This is a genomic window from Cetobacterium sp. ZOR0034 (genome assembly GCF_000799075.1).
Lineage (GTDB): Bacteria > Fusobacteriota > Fusobacteriia > Fusobacteriales > Fusobacteriaceae > Cetobacterium_A.
This window is the reverse complement of record NZ_JTLI01000012.1, coordinates 1-18,843: the sequence shown is the minus strand read 5'-3', so window position 1 is coordinate 18,843 and position 18,843 is coordinate 1. Positions and strand designations below refer to the sequence as shown.

The window sequence follows — 18,843 nt, the reverse complement described above, 5'->3', positions numbered from 1 at the left end:
AAATTAATAGCCAAGAAGGTAAAATATATATATTCAATTTTTACAATTTACACTAAATTTGGGAAACCCTCGAAAAGAGAGCATTTATTTAATGAATAGGTGTAATTAGGTCTGCCAAAAAAGCAACATCCTGAAATGCCAATTTTACAACAATCGAAAATGTCAAAAAAACAACAAAAACGCTTGCCGTTCACAACTTGTCTATGATATGGTTCTTTCTGAATTAATCTACCTTTTCCACTAGTTATTTTATATGAAATTATTAAATTTAAATCTAATGTTTTAATTTCGAGTAAATCACCAACAATATTTAGAATTACATCTTTATGAGCGCTGTATGTTCCTTTAGGTAAAGAATATCTATTACCTTCAAAAGAAATCGTATTGTCTTTTTTTACTCTATGCTGTATAATTTGGGTGTCTTTAGATAAGTGCTTATCAGAAAGGTATTGTCTTTCCAGGGAGAATACTTCTGATGGCACTTTTTTTGTTGTCTGATGGATTTTTGTATTTCCAGTTCGTTCTAGCCATCTATGAAAAGCTGCATTTAGATTATCAATCCCTTTGTATGTTCTATGATTAGCAAAATTGAACTTAAAATATTTAACAACAGCTTCTATTTTCCCTTTACTTTCTGGATCGTAAGGTTTACAAAACACCGGTTTAAACTTAACTTTCTCAACATATTCTTCAAAAGTTTTACATAATTTAAAAGTTCCATCTTCATTTTCATTTATCAGTGCAACCTTTGTTCTATCATATACAATTTCTTCTGGAATTCCACCAAAATACTGAAAGGCTTTATTGTGTATATCTACAAAATCTTGAGCATTAAATGGTTTATCTTGCCAATAACCATATTTATATCTTGAATGTGATAATACCATGGCAAAAGTCCATACTTTTACAGGTTTATTTTCAATATCACAAAGAATAATTTCTCCAAAGTCTACTTGCGCTTGCTTTCCCATAGGAAGTTCTTCCACAGCAACATATTCACGTTCTTTAATTTTTTTATTAAGATTATGTTGTTCTCTTAATTTAGCAACGTAATTTCTAACACTGCTTTCGCATAAATTAAAATTAATATGTTGTTCTTTTAAACGGTCATAAACCTGAGCAGCAGTAAAACTTTTGTAAGTTGTTAAGAATCCTAATATTTCATCTTTATATTGATCTAATACTGATTTTGATTTACTTTCATTAAGTTTTTTTACAAGATTTAAAAAATCTTTTTCAGTCATATTCCAATATTTTTTAACTGTTCTAGTATCAATATTCAATTGTTTAGCAACTTGAGATTCTTTTAATTTTAGAGGTAATGCCTTTAATTTTTTTATTTCTTCAAACATATACAGTCCTTTCAAAGCAGCCATCTCCTTGTAATTTAATGGCTACTTTTATTACAATATTTTTTAGAAAAAATCAAGCATTCTCCTCTCACGAAAATTTGCAGGGTTCTCTGGCGAAATCTTACAATCTATTATATCAGTCACACACTATCTTCGTAAAAATCCGAATAAGACTTATTTTCCATTTTGCTTTCGATTCTTTCTATCTTTTCATAGATATCTAAAATATAATCAATCTCTCTTCTTTCAGCTTTATTAAACATAGATAACACTTCCTAATATCTCATTCTTAACTTTTTCTTTATACTTAGCAACCAATGGATTTTTATATTTATAATCAAACTGTCCTGAAGTTACTAAATCTATTTTTTTACCAAAAGTAGATTCTAAATAAGATTTTAAGTTATAAAAATTAGTTAACATTTCATCATTATCAATTAACTCTACAAAGATATCTATATCACTTTTTTCTGTTTGTTCATCTTTAGAATAAGAACCAAATAATCCTATTTTACTTATACCAAACTGACTTTTATCAATAGCAGATAGTTTATTTAGTATTATACTTTTATCAATCATTTTGATTCACTCCCTTTTTTTATTATAGTTAAACTATACCATAAATTCAGCTGAGATGTAAACTTCTCTATACAATTGAATGTAAAAATAAAAAGAGCTTTTAAAGTTGACTAGACTCTAAAGCTCTTTCTTGAAAACTTGACATCTCCAATTATTTATTTGTATATATCGCCTCTACTTCCAATATCGATAACCAATATAACTAATTCATTATTAACTATTTTGAATAAAGCTCTATAACTTCCTATCCTAAGTCTTTTAACATCTTTAATACCCTTTAAATTTTTTACATCATATAATGATATCATTTTTGTATCTTTGGAAATCTCGGTAAAGGCTTCATAAAATTTTAAACCTACCATTCTATTTTCTTTCATGAACTTTACAGCCTTTTTGTCAAACTTAATCCTGTAAGATGTCATTAAGGCTCACCTCAATAAATTCTGCTTCTGATTCATTATAAGTTTTCATGAAATCTATTATTTCTTTTTCTTCCTGCTCCTCAACAAATCCACAATTTTCGTTAATAAATTTTAATAAATCCATTTCTTCTTGTTCTTTAACTTCTTTTATCAAAGTTTTTCTTGCAAATTCACTAAAAGACATTCCTTTTTTCTTACAAAAATCTTTGATTTGAATTAAATCATCTTTATTAAACATTATATTTATTCTTTCAGATATCTGAGCCATTTTAAACACCACCTTTTTACATATTATACATATCATACATATTATATGTAAAGCTTTTTTTTTATTTTACAATTTTTTTAAGTGTCCTAAAGATATTTCTGAAAATTCAACCCTGTATTTTTCATAGATCCATTCCTAATTCCTTTACTACACTTTCAAAAGAGTATGTTTTTTGATTAGATTCTATATGAGCTTTATATGTGTTCTCAGCAAGTTTTAAATCATATTCTTCCTCTAATCTCTCAAATACAATTTTTTTTATATAGCTTGAAAGACCCATTCCCTCAAAATTAGCAACTTTTTTTAATAATGTTTCTTCATCATCATTTAATCTAACAGATATAACAGACATATTAAAACCTCCTCATTCATATTTGTAATACAATTACATTACTTAATTGATTAATATGCAAGTTTTTTTAAAATTTAAATTGATTATAAAACTCTTAAATTATACTTATATGAATTTTTAATAAGAAAATTCTTTCGATACCTACTATAATAAAGTATATACTTATTAAACTCTTTTTCTTTAGATGGAACTTTATTTATTACAGTTACTATCTTATTTCCTTGAATAATGTATCTAACTCCATCTTTTTCAAACACACCATTTTTTCTAAAATCCTCTTTTTCAAATATATCTAATATCTCGCCTTTGATTGAATCTATATTAACTCTTTTAACTCTTTCAATATATCTCAACAATCCATGCTCTGTTATTTTTAAATTTATTTTTCTCTCTACTTTTTTCTCTATTTTTTCTTTAAGTATATTTTCAGTCAAGCTCTCTGAATATATAACTTTATTAAATAAATAATCTAAAGTTTTCCTCTTTGCTTCTAACTCCCCTTTCAATTTTTCTTTACTTTTTATCTTCTCATCTATTCTATTAACTTGAGTTAATAAATTTTTTATATTTTCTTCATCGTTTAAAATAGCTATACATTCATTTAATTTAATTGTTTTTTTTAATATTTTAACCACATTTAGCTGTACTCTATTTTTAACACTATTTAAAAACTGCATTTGTTTCTCATTTTTTCTTCTAATACTATTTTCTATAACAATTTTTTCTTTATAGAGAGTTAATATTTCATTTTTTATATCTCCAATAATATTTTTCCTCATCCTACACCTCACTTGTCAATTTAAAGAAAAATGGATAAGTTGCTAATCTTTGAGCATTTGAAATATATTTAAATACTAAGCTCTCACAAAATATATCATACTCTTTATCATTTAACTTTTTGTCTGTAATCAATTTTTTTATATTTGGAGAGAATGTCTCTTTCCCATCTATACCAGTATCATAGAAAGAGTAGTACATCTGCTCTTTTCGATTTAATCTTATAGCCATTGTCATTCCAAGAAAACTATCTAAGCCTTTAGCAATTCCCTTCATACCACTTTCTATACTTTGTTTATAAAAATTAATAAATTGATTACTGTCAAAATATACTCTAAGCTCTGTATCCAATATATAAATATATTTTTCTCCTATTTTCATAAACTTAATATCTAACCATTTTATTTTTGATTTATCATAGTCAATTTTTATATTAAACTTTTCAATAAGAAAGTTAAATTCATCTTTTAAAGAGCTATTTTCATAAATTTGACAGCTTTCAATTTTTATTTTTCCATTCTTTAATACAGTAATTTTTCTTATTTTTTCATTCTTAAAATGAATACAACTAACTCCTTCAAAAATATTATATTTGCTATTAAGTTTTGATATATCTAAATTTTGTAGTTGCTCTTTTATAAATAATTCTTCAATTACTCTTTTAATAGCTACTTTTTTATTTTTATCAGTTTGCTCCAAGCTAAAACCATTAGATATTAAACCACATCTTTTCTTTATCTCTCTATATCCATCATAAAGTAACTTATTTGTATCTGTCGTATTCAATAAGAATATATTCCAATTTTGCTTATTATATACTGTTGTAATCTCTCCAATACCCTTGTTTTGTAATGAATATTTTCCAAAAGTTAAATTGTTCACAAGTTCAATAATCTCTTGTCCACTATCTTTAGCTATCATATCCTCTCCATCTTTAAATCTATCTTTAATCAAATATATATCTATATTTTTCGAGATTTTTTTTAAGTTTTTTTGAAAATATGATTTATTACTTTTATTATCAAAATGCTCATAATTTTTTAATGTCAAAAGTTCTACTTTTATATATTTTGATAAATACTCTTCTAGTAAATCTTTTAAAAGTGTAAAGTAATAAGATTTAAGTTTTGTTAAATCATTAGGAGTTTGAACTAAAAAATTTGTTTCTATACTCTTAGAAAAAGGATTTTTTTCATAATATTTTCCGTCTTCATTTGGTAAAAGTAATCTTGTAGCAGTATCATAACCAATTTTCATACTTCTTTTCAATTTAAACTTATCATAAAAAAGAGATTCATGAGTAAATGTTTTTTGAGTTAAATTTAAAACATATTCCTCAAAGTTATTGGAGTTTTGAAAACTACATCTTAAAAACTTATATATTTTATCTTTAGATAATTTTTTTATAAAAAAGTAGATGGAGTTAATATCAATATATTTTATATCTTTATCCATTTTCATAATATCTTCATAAGCTAAATATCTTATCAAAAGATTTAAAAGTGTCAAAGGTTCAATTTTTTCTAAATCTTCTACTTCATCAATCATATATGCCTCTCCTATTATGAAAGATTCTAAAAAATCTAAACTACCTATATCTAAATTTTGTCCTCCTAAAATATAAAGGTCTTTATTTATATAAAATGATTTTATTCCTTTTAAACTTCGAATTTTCTTTAAAAATAAACTATATTCTTTAAAACTACTCTCTTTTTTTAATCCAACAATATCTAAATTAACCTTATAAATTTTAAAATCTTTAAGTATTTTGCCATAATTTATTTTTTTTATTTTAAATCTACCATCGTAAAAATATTCTTTCATTACTTTCTCTCCAACATTTTTTTTAAATCATTCACTAGAACTTCATTTATTTCTAATTCTTCACTATTTTCTCTATACCTTAAAACTCCTGAAATAAGAACAACTTCACTCTCTTCATATTTACAGGTTTTGTAACTTTCGTTGTAAATATTTTGAATTTTATAAAAAGCTATATCTCTATTTAATACCTTTGATTTATTACTTATAAGGTTTACAATAAATAATTTTTTATCAGAGCTTATGTATCTTCTCTTTTGAATAACTTTCTCTCTGATTATATCGTTGAAAAACTCTCTACTATTAAGTTTTTCTAAATTATAATTTTTATAATCTATATACATACCACTTTCACTTATATCATCAAATATCTCTAACATACCTATAGATAAAACCTCATCTATATTTTTGAGTTTAATATCATAAATTCTAAAAATCTCTTTTATTAAAACTTCACCTAAAGTTCCTTTAAATATGGCTTGATAAATATATGGTAAAACTATCTGATCATTTTTTTCAAACAAACCAACTTTATTCTCTAAAATATCTTTTAAAAGCGGAATAGATTTTAGTTCATCTAAACGACTATCTTTTTTAGAGATATTTCCATTTGTTGTATTAAATAGTATATTATCAATTTTATCTCCAGCACTTCCAAGTACGGTATAATTATCAATTTTTTCCATAGCTGAAAAATAAGCTACACTTTCAATTTCCTCAAGACCTCTTGTAGGATTTTTTAAAACATACATTCTAAATCTTTCATACTTTTTGTAAAAATTCATAAAACTATTTATATAATCTAATCTCTTATCTTCATCTTCTGTATTTCTTATAAGCTGATTATTGATAGATATCTCATCTAAATATGTATTTTCAAAATATCTTCTTACTTCTCGGTCTTTTCTCAATAACTCTTGTTGAAAGTTATTTTTTAAATCTCCCTTTTCTTTAAACGCCTCTGTTAATAAAAAGTTAAAATCGTCAATAAATAATCTATCAGCATCTTTAAAACTTTTAATAACTTCAAAACAATCATTATCTAAATATATATTTCTTTTTTTACATCGAACCTTGGTTCTATTACACCTTCCTATTCCTTGAATAATTTTTCCAATCACATTTTCAGTATAATCATATCTTTTTTTATAAACTTTCTTAAAATCAATATCATTAAATCTATTTAAAAGTAAAGATCTCTCTCTCTTTGTTAAAGCCTTACATCTTAATAATAAGTTGGTATAGTATAATAAAACTATCTTTTCGTTGAACAGATCTTCTAAGCTAACAATGTTAGTTTTATTCTCTAGTGCTATCTCATCAATATCTTTATATTTTAAAGAGATTCCTGTTTCTTTTTGTATATCCTGGTTTAATTTAATTAGTTTACTATCAAGTCTTTTACTATAAGTATGCTTTATATTTACTCCGACTCCAGCACTTTGATAAGTTGTGAATATTATAGTTTTTGTTTTATAATCTTTTAAATTTTCCATCAATTCATTATCTTTTTCATTACTATTTTTTAAAATATCATCTAATTCTTTGGATCTATAAGCATTAAAATAAACTTTTTTCTTTAAATGCTTTCCTAGTTCAAATGCTGTCTTTTTTAAAATGTCTTTATGAGTAAGCCTATTACTTAAAAATAATAAACTACTTGTATCTTCATCTAATAAAAAATTTAAAAAAACTGTTACAGCATAACTAATACAATTTTTTTGAAAATCTCTTTTATTCTCATCTAATTGCTCATCTACACTTTCTAAAGCTCCATTAAATATATTTTTTATAAGCTTTTGTAATCTATATTTCTTTGGATCTTTTAAAAAAGTATTAATATTCTGAAATCCTTTGCTTTGATCTGTTAAAAGTATAGAATTATCTCTAAAAACTGATAATTCTCGCTCAATATTTTTTTCAAAACTATTTATTTTTAAAAGAGATTTTTTTAAAACTTTTTTCTCTAAACTAGTCATTTGAAAATAGTTGTTTTTTAATCTATCTTTTAGATATTTTATATCAAAATTACCTATACATGTTTCTATATTTGCAGTTGCTGATATTCCAAAAACAAAGTTATTTTTACAAATACTATATAAAAATTCCTCTGGAGTTATATACATATACTGACATTTTATTCTAACTTTTCTATTTGTTTTATAATCAGGATTTATTTCTGATATATGTATATAACTATATTCCTTATCCATAAAACTTTTATTATCTTGTAATATTTTTATCTTTTGAATATAGTAGTTTTTATACTCATTCAACATCTCTTTTTGTGATTCTAAATTATATACAAAATGAGTTATTATCTCTTTTTCAATTTCATTATCTTCTTTTAATAACATATGATAGTCGTAAATTTCATTTAACAATTTATAAAATTTATTGTAACTATAGTTAAAAAGATCATCAATTAACGCTGTTAATTCTAAAGAAGTTTTTCTTTCTGTTATTAAACAACTATCATTAGTTATATCAATATAAAGTTTTTTTCTATCCGACTGAACATAGTGATTTTCATTTTCAAAAAGATCTATTCTAGTTTCATTTTCAAGTTCAAAATATTTTGCTGTTGTAAAATACTTCTCTCTTAAAAATTTACCTCTATCCATAAAGAAATTTACTTTCTCCCGAAACTTTATTTTTCTATTCTCTATATTTTGCTTATCTAAATCATCTCTCATACTTTCAAACTTAGATAGCTTTTCTATTAAAGTATTCAACTGATTATTTTGAATGTCTGAAAATAAATTATATCTATCATTGAATACATCTATTATATTTGGGATATTTAAAGTTCTTCTATTTTTTATGAAATCTAAAAATTTGTCTTTAGCTGAATCTATTTCATCTATAAAGATTAAATTATCTCTAAAATTTTCATAAAAATACTCTGTTCCTTTACGTCCAACATACCCATATAAAAATTTGTCCGTTGTCATAATAAGAATTCTCTTTTGAAGATTCTCCTCTATAATCATTGGAAATAGTTTATATAAAAAATTGGGAAGCTTCATATCCTCATAATAAATTTCATTTTTTTCTTTTAAATTAAAAAATTTAAACATACATTTTTTTATTTCGCTCATATATTCTTTTAAAAAATCATTAGAATTTAATGGTGATTTTTTATTTACATGTTCTTTTAAAAGCCTAATTTTTTCTTTAAATTTCCTTATAAAGCTTTCTTTGAACTGAAAAAGATTATAAAATTTTAAATCTTTATCTAAATCATTTAAGATTTCATCTAAAAACCTGGCGTCATTTAATATATCACCAACTGATTTCATTTGAAAAATACACTCTTTTTTACTTTCTTGAGTCTGTGCTTTTAATTTACTAACAATTCCTCTATAAATTTCATTTATATTAATTTTATTGTTAGTAATTATTATTATTTTATTGTGTTTTAAATTTTTAAAATCATCAACTATATTTTTTACAATAAAATTTTCTAGATGAAAAGTTTTACCATTTCCAGTTGGGTGTTGTAACGGAAAATAACCATATGGTTCTTCCGAATATTTCTTAAAAATATCTTCTAAAATATTATCTGTAGATTCTAACTCTTGTTTTTTCTCACTCTTTTGAATTTTATTACTTTCTGTACTTTTTATCTCAATATATTTATTTGCAATAGTTTCAAAGCCTAACATATCATCGATGGTATAAATCTCATCCATCTTTTTAGGATAAAGTTCTTCTAATACCTTTAAACACTCCTCTATATCTAATCCATTTATAATTTTATCTTTCATCAACTTAAATCTTTTATTTTCTGATAAAATCAATTTTGCTATAAGATTATCTATATCATCTTTCTTCAATATATCTTGAGTTAAAATTACATCTTTTGGAATTGATTTTCTAGTTCTTATTAAACTATACACAATTAATTTTTTTAAATCTTCCAAGTATAAATATCTTTTATCATCTAATAGCAAGGGATTTTCTAGCTTCCCATTTTTTAAATTTTGAATAGAATTATTCACCTTTAATTCATGAGATAATGTTTTTAATCCTTTTAGTCTTTTGATTATATCTTTAGAAATTCCAACTCTATTCACAAAATCATTTATTAATATTTTCATGATATCTACTCTCCTTTCAGTGATAAATAACAAGATATATTAGAGCCCCGGGCCTGTCAATAACTTTTTATTCTAAAGTTTTAAAAATAAAAAAATCCTGAATCTACTAAAGAAACAGGATTTATTCTACTCAATTTATTTGAAGCATTATTCAAAAATCGATTTTTACGGCCTTTTTGTCAAACTTAATCTTGTAAGATGTCATTAAGGCTCATCTCAATAAATTTTGCTTATGTTTCACATCATAAGTTTCCATAAAAAAAGTAGAGGGCAACCATCACAAATCCCTCTACTTCACTAATAAATCACCTTCTAATAACTTTAAAACTTTCAATCATTTTCTTAAAAAACTTTTAAATCTCTTAATAGTAAAACAGTTTACTGACTTTAAATCTATTACCTCATATAATAGTTAGAAAAACAACTTCATGATTTGTTAAAATTAATTAAAATATTCTCTCTCTTTATTTTTAAAAATTAAAACATCTTTGAAACTGTGTGATGGCTATTTTTAATACTCTAAAACTACTAAATCCTTTTCTACCTTCCAACTATTATTATGACTTTTAGACGTTTATTTTTTTATTAAAAGTTTAAAAAAAATAAAATATTTTTTAAAACTTTTTCTATATAATCTCTTGTCTAAATATTATAAAAAGTGTTAAAAGTAATAAATAATTTAATCCCCCCAAATAGTAGAACCTCTATCCCCCCCAGAGGTTCTTTCTATTTTTTTGTAACTTTTACTTTTTAGTTATTCTTATTTTTAAAATTTCATCATCTTTTTTATCAAAAGTTATATCCTTAACTTTAAAATCAAAATTTTTTATTTTTTCATCTATTTCAGTAGCTATTTTTCTTATTAACTTTTCTAACTCTAAGTTTATCAAAAAATCACCTCTTTTATTGTTCTAATTTCCACTCACCAAATTTTTCCCATTTATCATTTCTTTTTTCATGAACTATAATTTTTCTATTTTTTCCCAATTGCTTTATTAAAGATTCAATATAGGCAAAAGTATTTTCATAATCTTTTAACTCTTTAAATGATAAAATCTCCTCTTTTTCTAATAAAGTCACTCTATACATTTCACGCTTAATAGTTTCTCACATTTGCCTTGGCAAATTGTGAGAAACTGCGTGTTTAAAGAGGTATTCTGACCTTTCAGGTGTCTTCGACTTTTTTAGGAGGTGAAATCATGGCAAATTATCATTTGAATATATCTTATGGTAAAGTTGGAAAAGGTGGTCCCCATATTGACTATATTTTAGGACAAAATAAATATACTAATAAAGAAAATGAGATTAAATACACTAATCATAATTTGCCTAATTGGTGCAAATCTCCTAAAGAATTTTGGGTAGCTAGTGATGAGAAAGAAAGAATCAATGGTACAGTGTATAAGGAGATTAGAATATCTCTTCCTAATGAACTAACTGAAGATAAGAATATTGAGCTTCTAAATGAGTTTCTAGATACCATTTTAGAGGGAAAATATCACTATTCTGTAGCTATTCACAGTAAAGAAAGTTCATACAAAAAAGAGATTTTAAATACTCACGCTCATATAATGTTTTCTCCAAGAGAACTTGATGGAATTGAGCGAAATAAAGATATTTTTTTTAAAAGAGCTAACACCAAATCTCCAGAGCGTGGAGGTTGTAAGAAAAATACTGAGTGGAATAATATAGAAAAGTTATTAGAGATCAGAAAAATTTGGGAAGAGATGCAGAATAAATATTTAGAAAATGCCAATGTTAATGAGAGAGTTTCGTGTGAAACTTTAGAAAAACAAAGAGAGATTGCTTTAGAAAAAGGCGATCATCTTTTGGCTGAATCTTTAGATAGAAATCCCATTCATATTAATGGAGCCTTATTAAAAAAACCTGAAGAGAAATTAAGTGAAGATCACAGAAATAAGCTTGAATCTTTTAAGTTAAATAGAGAGATAAAAGAGTTAAAAGATGAAATTCTAAAACTAGAGAGATTAGAAGCTGAGAAATCATTGAAAAAAGATGCAATAAAAGAGATTGATTTAGAGTTAAATAGTTTTAGTGATAGTAAGTACCAAGATATTTTAGACACTCATGAGAAATTAGAAGGAATAAATATACAAATCTTAAAAGTTGAATATGAGCTTTTAAGCAGCTTTAATATGGAAAAAAATAGATTAGATTCTTTAAATCTATTATTGAAGAATTTAAACAATGATAAACTTAATTTAGAAAAGTATTTGGATCAATTTGAAGAAACAATACAAGAGAATGAATTTAAAGTTTATGCAGAAGAAAAATTAAAAAACAGTTTCAATACTATGTTTAATATATTTAATCAAAGTAACTATGAAATAAAAAAAGCTGAAAAAATATTAAAAAATATTCCAAGACAGTTAAAAAACTTAGAAACTACAAGTTTAAATATTCTGACTAAAGGTGAATATTCTAAGTTAAAGAGACAATTGGATTCTAATGAATTAAATTTAATGAGATATGAATCTGGTTATAAATATAAAGATGGTAGTGAGAAAAAGTTAAATTTCTTTAAAAATGAGATTGAGAGATTGAGCGAATCCAATAAAGTTATTTTATCTCAAATTGAAAAAATAAAAAGTGATTATTCCACTCCTGAAATGAAAAATAAAAAGATTAAAATTGAAAAAAGTATTGAGTCAAAATTGTTAAAAGAAAAAGAGTTACAAGAATCTATCTTGTTAGATAGAAAAATAACTGCTCTTATTCTTCATAAAAAGCTAATTAAGGTGGATAGCAGCATTTTCGAGTGTTATTTATCCAACGAAGAGTCCAAACGTCTTAAATCAAGTTTAAGAGCTTCGAAATTATCTGAAATTTATAGTTATTTTAAAGATATGAAATTTGAAAATATTGAAAACTTAGCTTTAAATAGTTTAAGTAAGGGGAGATACTTTAAAGCTATGAAAGAATACAGAGTTTTAGATAATAAAAGAATTGAGTTACAAATAGAAAGAGATTCATATACAACATTCTCTAAAAAATTATTGCATTTAGGATCTTTATCTAGAGTAAATAGAGAACTTAAAAGTGTTAATAACTCTCTTTTAAAATTAGAAAAAGAGTTTAAAGAGATTCAAAAATCAATTGGAGATAAAAAACTTCATGAAGAGATATCTAGAATTAATAGCTTAAGAGATAGTATTGCTAAAAGATATTCTAAACAAAGTGATATGTATAGAGAACAATCTAATCTTAATGAATTTTTTATTAAAGAGACAAAAAACCTGAAAAGAGAATTAGATCTTGAAAAAGATATATCCAATAGATTTACCAAAACATCTTTAAAATCAAATTATCTAAATTTGAGAGGAAAAATCTTAGGTAACTATTTAGTTGATTTTGAAATAGAGAAAAAGAAAAGAAAAAGTTTTAGTATGGATTTTTAAAATTTACATTGTTTATAGTTGTTTTATATTGTTATATTGTTTATATTGTTAGGTAACAAAAAAAATGCAAAAAAACACTTGATTAGACCTTGATTACATTAGGCTAAATGCAAAAAGTACCTCTCCTCATTAGTGAGGGGTATCTCTCCTCATTAGTGAGGGGGTTTTTCCTCGTCATTGAGGGGTATTTATCCTCATTACTAGGGGGTATCTCTCCTCATTAGTGGGGGTTTCCTCGTTATAGAGGGTATTTTTTAAGAATTTAGTGATTTTAATCAAAAAATATGTTAAAATCATTATAAAAATATACCTCACTAAAGAGGAAATAAGTATTTTTTAGTGAAATACCCTCACTAAAGAGGAGAAAGGAAGTTGTATTTATGAATTGGTTAGAAGATGAAGTTGTTGATATGCCAGAAACAGAAATAGTTGAAGAAAATATCTATCTAGATGAAGAATTATTAAAAAATAAATCTCTAATAAGAGTAGATATGAATGCCATACAATATCCTCTGTTTTCTAAAAATCCTAAGCGAAAAGTCAATCAAATTGTGAAGTATTTTTTTAATCAGAAAAGAGATATTTATATCAACGTAGTTCCAATGAATGGAAATTATATTCCAGGTGAATTAGAAGAAAAAATATTCATAATTTTAATGAAGCTTATGAAAAAAAAAGGAATGCAAAGAAGATTTGTTGTAACAGCAAATGAATTAAAAAAAGAATTAAATATGAATACAAAAGATTATGTAAAAAGAGTTAAAGATGCTTTAATTAGATTAGCTTCGACGAATTATCAGTTTAAAAATACTTTATATTCAAATAAAGAAAAAAGTTTATTAACAAAAGAGATTCATACAACAATAATGAGCTTAGAAATATTAAAATTAGAAGACGAAAAAAATAAATCTTTAAAAGAAAAGATCTCCGATAAGAGAATAAAAGAGGCTTATGAAATTGCAGTTTCAGATTATTTTTATGATAATTTAGTTTCAAAAGGTTATCTAGTTTATGATTCAGACACTCTTTTAACCATTACTAATGGGACTTCTAGAACCATATATATGCTTATTGAAAAATTAAGATTCAATGATTTATATTTAAAAGTAGATATATTATTTCTTATAAAAAGAATTCCATTAAAATATGATAAAAAAAATATTGCTAGAACTATACAGACTATTGGTAAAAGTTTAGAAGAATTAAAAGAAAAAAATTTAATTAAAAATTTTAATTTTATAAAAGATACAACTTGGGAAAAGTCAGAAGTTGAGATATTTTTCTCAGAAACTAATTTAATATTAAAGCAAGATAGATTTTATACAGATTTAAACGATTTTAAAAGAATGACAACCTCTTTAGCAATATCAGATATGGAGCATGAACCCGTTATTGAAAATTTATTAGAAAAAAAAGAAGAAATAACGTTAGAAGTAATTAATGAAATTATAAATAAACTTCCAAATGCTGCTAAAAAATTAAAAACTATGCCTAAGACAATAAAAGATTCTATTGATTCTTATGGAATAGAAAAGGTTTTACTAGCAGTTCAATATTTAAAAAAACAAAAAAATTTAAAGAGTCCAAGAGCTTATTTTTTAAAATCATTAGAAAATAATTGGTTTGATGGAGAAGTTTTAGAGGTAAACATTCCTAAAAAAGAATCTAAAAATGAAAATATCTCATTAGAGGGATTAAAAAAAGAAAAAATAATTGATGATTTATATCAAAAATTTGAAAAACTACCTATAAATATTCAAAACGGTATAGAGGGATATGTTTATCGAGAATACATTGAATTGTGTGGAATGGAAACTAAAATACAACAACTAGCTTTTATGGGAAGTAGGAAAAAATTAATCTGTGATTTTTTAGAAAGATATCCTCAAATTTTAGACAACAAAAAAGAAATTAAAATTGAAGATGAAAATTCAAAAGTGGAAGATATTATAATAAATGATAGAAAAAAATTAAAAGAATATATAGATGAATATGTAGAATTATATCAAGACTTAATGAAAATAGAGTATGATAATATTGAGATTATTAAAAGAAAAATTATATTGGAATGTGCAGATTATTTTATTCGTAAAAATCTAACTATAGAAAAATTAAAAGAAATAATAAAAAGTAATTTTTTGTAGAATTCACAAAATAATGTTCAAATATTTAGGAGGAAAAATGGCAAAAATTATTAGTTTACTTAATTTTAAAGGGGGAGTTGGAAAAACAACATCAACACATTCTATAGGATCAGCACTTTCTATTTTTAAAAAAAAAGTGCTTTTAGTCGATATGGATCCACAAGGGACTTTAACTTTTTTTTCTATGGAAAATTCTCCTAACTTATCAGTTTGGGAAGTTTTAGCAGAAAAAAAAGATATCGAAAATTGTGTAGAGAAGTTAGATGAATTTGACTTGTTACCAAGTACGATAGAATTAACATTAGCAGAATTAGAGTTAAATTCATCTTATAATAAAGAATTTAGATTAAAGAAAGCTATCGATAAAATAAAGGATAAATATGATTTTATATTAATTGATTGTCCACCAAGTCTTTCTATATTTACTTTAAACGCATTAGCAACATCAACAGATTTAATTATTCCTTGTGAATGTGAATTAGCATCCATGGAGGGATTGAATCTATTATTGAAAGTTTTAAAGTCACCTATTAAACATTTAAATCCAGAGTTAAATTTATTGGGAATATTACCAACTAAGTTAGATGGAAGAAAGAAAATATCTGGTGAAGTACATGAAATGCTTTTAAATACTCATTCAAAAGTACTTCCGGCTATAAGAATAAATAGTAAATTAAGTGAGATAGGAATAGAGAAAATTTCTATTTTTAAAGCAGATAAATCTTCAAATGGAGCAAAAGACTATTTAAATGTAGCTAAGGTGATATTAAATGACAGTAAATAGATTAGCAAAAATAAAAAAAAGGTATGAGGAAAGTCAAGAAGATGAAATTGGATTAGGTCAATTGATTAGTAGTGATATAAGAAATTTAAAATCTAACTTTGATTATGATTCTTTAGAGATGGAAATAGAAGATAAAAATTTTTTGATAGAATATGAAAAAAATTTAATACTTCAAGGAAAAAGAATTGGAGAGATTGCATGTGCAATAGGAGAAACTTTAGAAAATGCTAGGAATGTATTTAAAAGATACTCAACAGAAGAGGAGCCTATAAATTTTGCAGCATGGTATAAAGCTATGGGGTTTAATAAAGATCAAGTTTATTTATTTAGAGGTAGATTTAAATTAACTTTAGAAAGACCAGAGTATAAAGAAAATATATTAAAACTTTCAGATGCAACGATAAAAGAAGCTATAAATAAAAAAACACCAGAAACTATAGTTAAGAAAGTTTTAGAAGGGGAGTTAAAAACCGCTAAAGAAGTAAAGGAAGAGAGAAAAAAAACTCTAGAAGTAGATCATTTGAAATCGAGAGCTCTCGATTTGGGAAATGAAGCGATTCAGGATGCTGAAATAATTGAAATTGTTGAAGATACAGCTATTAAACAAGAAATAAATTTATTAGAAATAGAAAAAAGAATTTTAAAAGTAAAAAAGAATTTAAAAAATTTATCAAATAAAGACTTAAAAAAGGTTAATGAACTATTAAAATCATTAGAAAATATAGTAAATAATTAATTTTGTTATACAATTAATTTCTATACGTTAGTTTAAGAAATTGGAGGTTTAAAATGATTAATTTAAAACAAATAGAGCAAGTAAAAGAAAGATTAGTTAAAGAATTTCATCCTAAAAAAATATATATATTTGGATCATATGCTTGGGGCATCCCTAATGAAGAAAGCGATTTAGATATAATGGTTATTTTAGAAAAATGTGATAATAAAATATTAGAAATGAGAAAAGGATTAAAAGCTTTAAGAGGAATTGGATTTCCAAAAGATTTAATTGTAGAGAATGAATTAGAATTTTTAGATAATGCTAAAAAAAATCATTTGATAGAAAATGAAATTTTGAATAAGGGGTACTTATTATATGAAGCCAACTAAAGATTATGAAATAATGCTATTTAAAGCTGAGCGAGATTTTCAATCAGGAAAAATTTTATATGAAAATGAACTTGAAGAATCAGCAATATATCATTATCAACAGGCTGGTGAAAAGGCATTAAAAGCTTTTTTAATTTTTCATAAAAATAAAGTTCCTAAAACTCATGATTTAACAAGTATTTTAGATAATTGCATAAATATAGATTTAGATTTTGAAGTATTATATGATGCTTGTGAAAAATTAACACCATATGCTACAATATTTAGATATATGGATACTGGATATGGTTTAGTTCCTACACATGATATATTGGAAGAAGCAAAAACTGAAGCATTAGAAATATTAAATTTTGTTAAAAATAAAATTATTAAAATTTTAGATTAGGAAAAGGACTGGTAGAAAAAGTGGCAAAATAGTATAATTAAAGGGAGTGATGAATATATCACTTCCTTTTTATTATATTATAAAAAGTCGGAGGAGGATTTGTGGCAAGGAAGTTAAAAGTAAAAATTGATAAAAACAAAAAGAAAAATATAGATGATTTATATGAGTTTTATCTAAATTCATTAGATAGTGTAGCTAGAAGAAAACTAGATAAAGAAATATTAGGTAGAATATACAAGGGAATTGAGCATTATTATGATCGAAAATTTAGATATTTAGCTTTTGATTCATTAGTTGTTTCTATAGCAAAAATAGAGGAATATTTAAAAGAAGATGTGGCTTTTAGTAACGATATTGGCTTTGAGACATATTTAGAACTATCTGAGAGATTAGCAAAAGATATAGCTCATGATTTCAACATGGAGGTTTTAAATAGAGGCGTTTTAGAAGCTATGTCTATTAACTTTTTTAGATGGGTTATGAGTAAGGAAGTTACAGTTGAGTACATAACTACAGATTTAACAGAGGACTATCCATATAAATTAATAGACGTTAAAGAGTTTACTAAGGAAATTGCTTGTAAGAGTAAAGATATAGAATTTTTAGATAAGGAAGAGATGGTTTTAGTTACATTAAAAAACAAAGATGATAATTTATATAAATATTTAGAACTTAGAAAAATAGATTATGACTTCATGGAAGAGATAGCAAAAGTATTGAAAATAATGAACATGCTTTTAAGAACTATAGATGTAAAAGAAGAAGAGATAACTTTCATAGAAAGATATAAAGAGTGTATTTATAATCTTCAACGTATAACGGATTATTTATACTTTAAAGAGGTTTTACAATTGAGTTATAATGAAATACCAAATGATATATTGAAATATCTAAAGACTAAGAATGTGGCTTAATTAAAATTATTTTAAACTAAATAGGGGTGAATGATGTGGCAGAAATAAAATTTGAGATTATTGAAAATTTAGGAACAATTGGAGAAGGTGCTAAGGGATGGAAAAAAGAAGTTAATCTAATTTCTTGGAATTCTAGAAAACCAAAAATAGATATTCGTGATTGGGATGAAGACCATGAGAAGATGGGAAAAGGAATAACTTTATCTAAAGGGGAATTAATAGCATTGAAAGAAATTTTAGATTCAATTGATATAGAAGACTTAGATATGTAAGGGTGCTTTTAGCATCCTTTTTATTTATATTTTTTGTTATTTTATGGTTAAAATAAATCTAAAATAGATAGTTTAAATATGGTATACTATGTATGAATAGACTTATTAAAGTTAATCACTAGGAGGGAATTTTATGGCAGTAGT

Annotated in this window: 19 protein-coding genes; 8 read left to right on the top strand and 11 right to left on the bottom strand. The window is 24.3% G+C overall.

The annotated features are described in order from the left end of the window. Nucleotides 1-47 precede the first annotated feature (47 nt). The 11 genes from istA to L992_RS03650 form a co-directional block, all read right to left on the bottom strand. Nucleotides 48-1,352: an IS21 family transposase gene (gene istA, locus L992_RS03690; protein WP_197053379.1), complete on the bottom strand. Its 1,305-nt coding sequence runs from the start codon at nt 1,350-1,352 to the stop codon at nt 48-50. Between the two features lie 140 nt (nt 1,353-1,492). Beyond that, on the bottom strand, nt 1,493-1,615 hold the full coding sequence (locus L992_RS13810) for a hypothetical protein (RefSeq protein WP_255360699.1): 123 nt from the start codon (nt 1,613-1,615) through the stop codon (nt 1,493-1,495). Further along, nucleotides 1,608-1,931, bottom strand: a complete 324-nt coding sequence (locus L992_RS03685) for a nucleotidyltransferase family protein (RefSeq protein ID WP_047394501.1) — start codon at nt 1,929-1,931, stop codon at nt 1,608-1,610. The genes L992_RS13810 and L992_RS03685 overlap by 8 nt, the downstream gene beginning before the upstream one ends. A gap of 155 nt (nt 1,932-2,086) precedes the next feature. Then, nucleotides 2,087-2,353, bottom strand: coding sequence for a type II toxin-antitoxin system RelE/ParE family toxin (locus L992_RS03680; RefSeq protein WP_047381089.1), 267 nt, complete (start codon nt 2,351-2,353; stop codon nt 2,087-2,089). Next, entirely contained in the window at nt 2,334-2,621 is a 288-nt protein-coding gene (locus L992_RS03675; RefSeq protein WP_052191642.1) for a hypothetical protein, read from the bottom strand. Before L992_RS03675 ends, L992_RS03680 begins: the two co-directional genes overlap by 20 nt. 121 nt (nt 2,622-2,742) lie before the next feature. Then, a complete protein-coding gene (gene relB, locus L992_RS03670) occupies nt 2,743-2,973 on the bottom strand; it encodes a type II toxin-antitoxin system RelB family antitoxin (RefSeq protein WP_047381091.1) in 231 nt (76 codons plus the stop codon). Nucleotides 2,974-3,056: 83 nt separating this feature from the next. Further along, nucleotides 3,057-3,752 (bottom strand): hypothetical protein, encoded by a 696-nt coding sequence (locus L992_RS03665; RefSeq protein ID WP_047381092.1) that lies wholly within the window; start codon nt 3,750-3,752, stop codon nt 3,057-3,059. A 1-nt stretch (nt 3,753) separates the two neighbouring features. Next, nucleotides 3,754-5,574: a hypothetical protein gene (locus tag L992_RS03660; protein ID WP_047394498.1), complete on the bottom strand. Its 1,821-nt coding sequence runs from the start codon at nt 5,572-5,574 to the stop codon at nt 3,754-3,756. Then, a complete protein-coding gene (locus tag L992_RS03655; protein WP_047383310.1) occupies nt 5,574-9,674 on the bottom strand; it encodes a hypothetical protein in 4,101 nt (1,366 codons plus the stop codon). The genes L992_RS03660 and L992_RS03655 overlap by 1 nt, the downstream gene beginning before the upstream one ends. A 743-nt stretch (nt 9,675-10,417) precedes the next feature. Further along, entirely contained in the window at nt 10,418-10,564 is a 147-nt protein-coding gene (locus L992_RS13450) for a hypothetical protein (protein WP_156110639.1), read from the bottom strand. 13 nt (nt 10,565-10,577) lie between these two features. After that, the gene (locus L992_RS03650; RefSeq protein ID WP_047394496.1) at nt 10,578-10,763 is read right to left on the bottom strand and encodes a hypothetical protein; all 186 of its coding nucleotides are present in this window, start codon (nt 10,761-10,763) and stop codon (nt 10,578-10,580) included. A 110-nt stretch (nt 10,764-10,873) separates the two neighbouring features. Between L992_RS03650 and L992_RS03645 the strand changes: the two genes are divergently transcribed. The 8 genes from L992_RS03645 (at nt 10,874) to L992_RS03610 (ending at nt 18,699) form a co-directional block, all read left to right on the top strand. Then, complete coding sequence (locus L992_RS03645; RefSeq protein WP_047394493.1) at nt 10,874-13,093, top strand: MobA/MobL family protein; 2,220 nt, start codon at nt 10,874-10,876, stop codon at nt 13,091-13,093. A gap of 380 nt (nt 13,094-13,473) precedes the next feature. Continuing rightward, nucleotides 13,474-15,237, top strand: coding sequence for a hypothetical protein (locus L992_RS03640; protein ID WP_047394490.1), 1,764 nt, complete (start codon nt 13,474-13,476; stop codon nt 15,235-15,237). Nucleotides 15,238-15,274: 37 nt separating this feature from the next. Further along, nucleotides 15,275-16,021: a ParA family protein gene (locus L992_RS03635; protein WP_047394488.1), complete on the top strand. Its 747-nt coding sequence runs from the start codon at nt 15,275-15,277 to the stop codon at nt 16,019-16,021. After that, a complete protein-coding gene (locus L992_RS03630) occupies nt 16,008-16,757 on the top strand; it encodes a hypothetical protein (protein WP_047394486.1) in 750 nt (249 codons plus the stop codon). The genes L992_RS03635 and L992_RS03630 overlap by 14 nt, the downstream gene beginning before the upstream one ends. 53 nt (nt 16,758-16,810) lie before the next feature. After that, nucleotides 16,811-17,128 carry a nucleotidyltransferase domain-containing protein gene (locus L992_RS03625; protein WP_047394483.1) on the top strand — a complete coding sequence of 106 codons (318 nt, stop codon included), beginning with the start codon at nt 16,811-16,813 and terminating at the stop codon, nt 17,126-17,128. Continuing rightward, nucleotides 17,115-17,513: a HEPN domain-containing protein gene (locus L992_RS03620; RefSeq protein ID WP_047394481.1), complete on the top strand. Its 399-nt coding sequence runs from the start codon at nt 17,115-17,117 to the stop codon at nt 17,511-17,513. Before L992_RS03625 ends, L992_RS03620 begins: the two co-directional genes overlap by 14 nt. A 101-nt stretch (nt 17,514-17,614) precedes the next feature. Next, nucleotides 17,615-18,427 (top strand): hypothetical protein, encoded by an 813-nt coding sequence (locus tag L992_RS03615; RefSeq protein WP_047394478.1) that lies wholly within the window; start codon nt 17,615-17,617, stop codon nt 18,425-18,427. A 35-nt stretch (nt 18,428-18,462) separates the two neighbouring features. Next, nucleotides 18,463-18,699: a YdbC family protein gene (locus L992_RS03610; protein WP_047394475.1), complete on the top strand. Its 237-nt coding sequence runs from the start codon at nt 18,463-18,465 to the stop codon at nt 18,697-18,699. Nucleotides 18,700-18,843 lie beyond the last annotated feature (144 nt).

Coding starts and splice junctions, on each gene's coding strand:
- L992_RS03635 (WP_047394488.1), top strand. CDS start 15,275: ATGGCAAAAATTATTAGTTTACTTAATTTTAAAGGGGGAGTTGGAAAA.
- L992_RS03620 (WP_047394481.1), top strand. CDS start 17,115: ATGAAGCCAACTAAAGATTATGAAATAATGCTATTTAAAGCTGAGCGA.
- L992_RS03650 (WP_047394496.1), bottom strand. CDS start 10,763: ATGTATAGAGTGACTTTATTAGAAAAAGAGGAGATTTTATCATTTAAA.
- relB (WP_047381091.1), bottom strand. CDS start 2,973: ATGTCTGTTATATCTGTTAGATTAAATGATGATGAAGAAACATTATTA.
- L992_RS03625 (WP_047394483.1), top strand. CDS start 16,811: ATGATTAATTTAAAACAAATAGAGCAAGTAAAAGAAAGATTAGTTAAA.
- L992_RS03685 (WP_047394501.1), bottom strand. CDS start 1,931: ATGATTGATAAAAGTATAATACTAAATAAACTATCTGCTATTGATAAA.
- L992_RS03640 (WP_047394490.1), top strand. CDS start 13,474: ATGAATTGGTTAGAAGATGAAGTTGTTGATATGCCAGAAACAGAAATA.
- L992_RS03655 (WP_047383310.1), bottom strand. CDS start 9,674: ATGAAAATATTAATAAATGATTTTGTGAATAGAGTTGGAATTTCTAAA.
- L992_RS03630 (WP_047394486.1), top strand. CDS start 16,008: ATGACAGTAAATAGATTAGCAAAAATAAAAAAAAGGTATGAGGAAAGT.
- L992_RS03680 (WP_047381089.1), bottom strand. CDS start 2,353: ATGACATCTTACAGGATTAAGTTTGACAAAAAGGCTGTAAAGTTCATG.
- L992_RS03675 (WP_052191642.1), bottom strand. CDS start 2,621: ATGGCTCAGATATCTGAAAGAATAAATATAATGTTTAATAAAGATGAT.
- L992_RS03660 (WP_047394498.1), bottom strand. CDS start 5,574: ATGAAAGAATATTTTTACGATGGTAGATTTAAAATAAAAAAAATAAAT.
- L992_RS13810 (WP_255360699.1), bottom strand. CDS start 1,615: ATGTTTAATAAAGCTGAAAGAAGAGAGATTGATTATATTTTAGATATC.
- istA (WP_197053379.1), bottom strand. CDS start 1,352: ATGTTTGAAGAAATAAAAAAATTAAAGGCATTACCTCTAAAATTAAAA.
- L992_RS03665 (WP_047381092.1), bottom strand. CDS start 3,752: ATGAGGAAAAATATTATTGGAGATATAAAAAATGAAATATTAACTCTC.
- L992_RS03645 (WP_047394493.1), top strand. CDS start 10,874: ATGGCAAATTATCATTTGAATATATCTTATGGTAAAGTTGGAAAAGGT.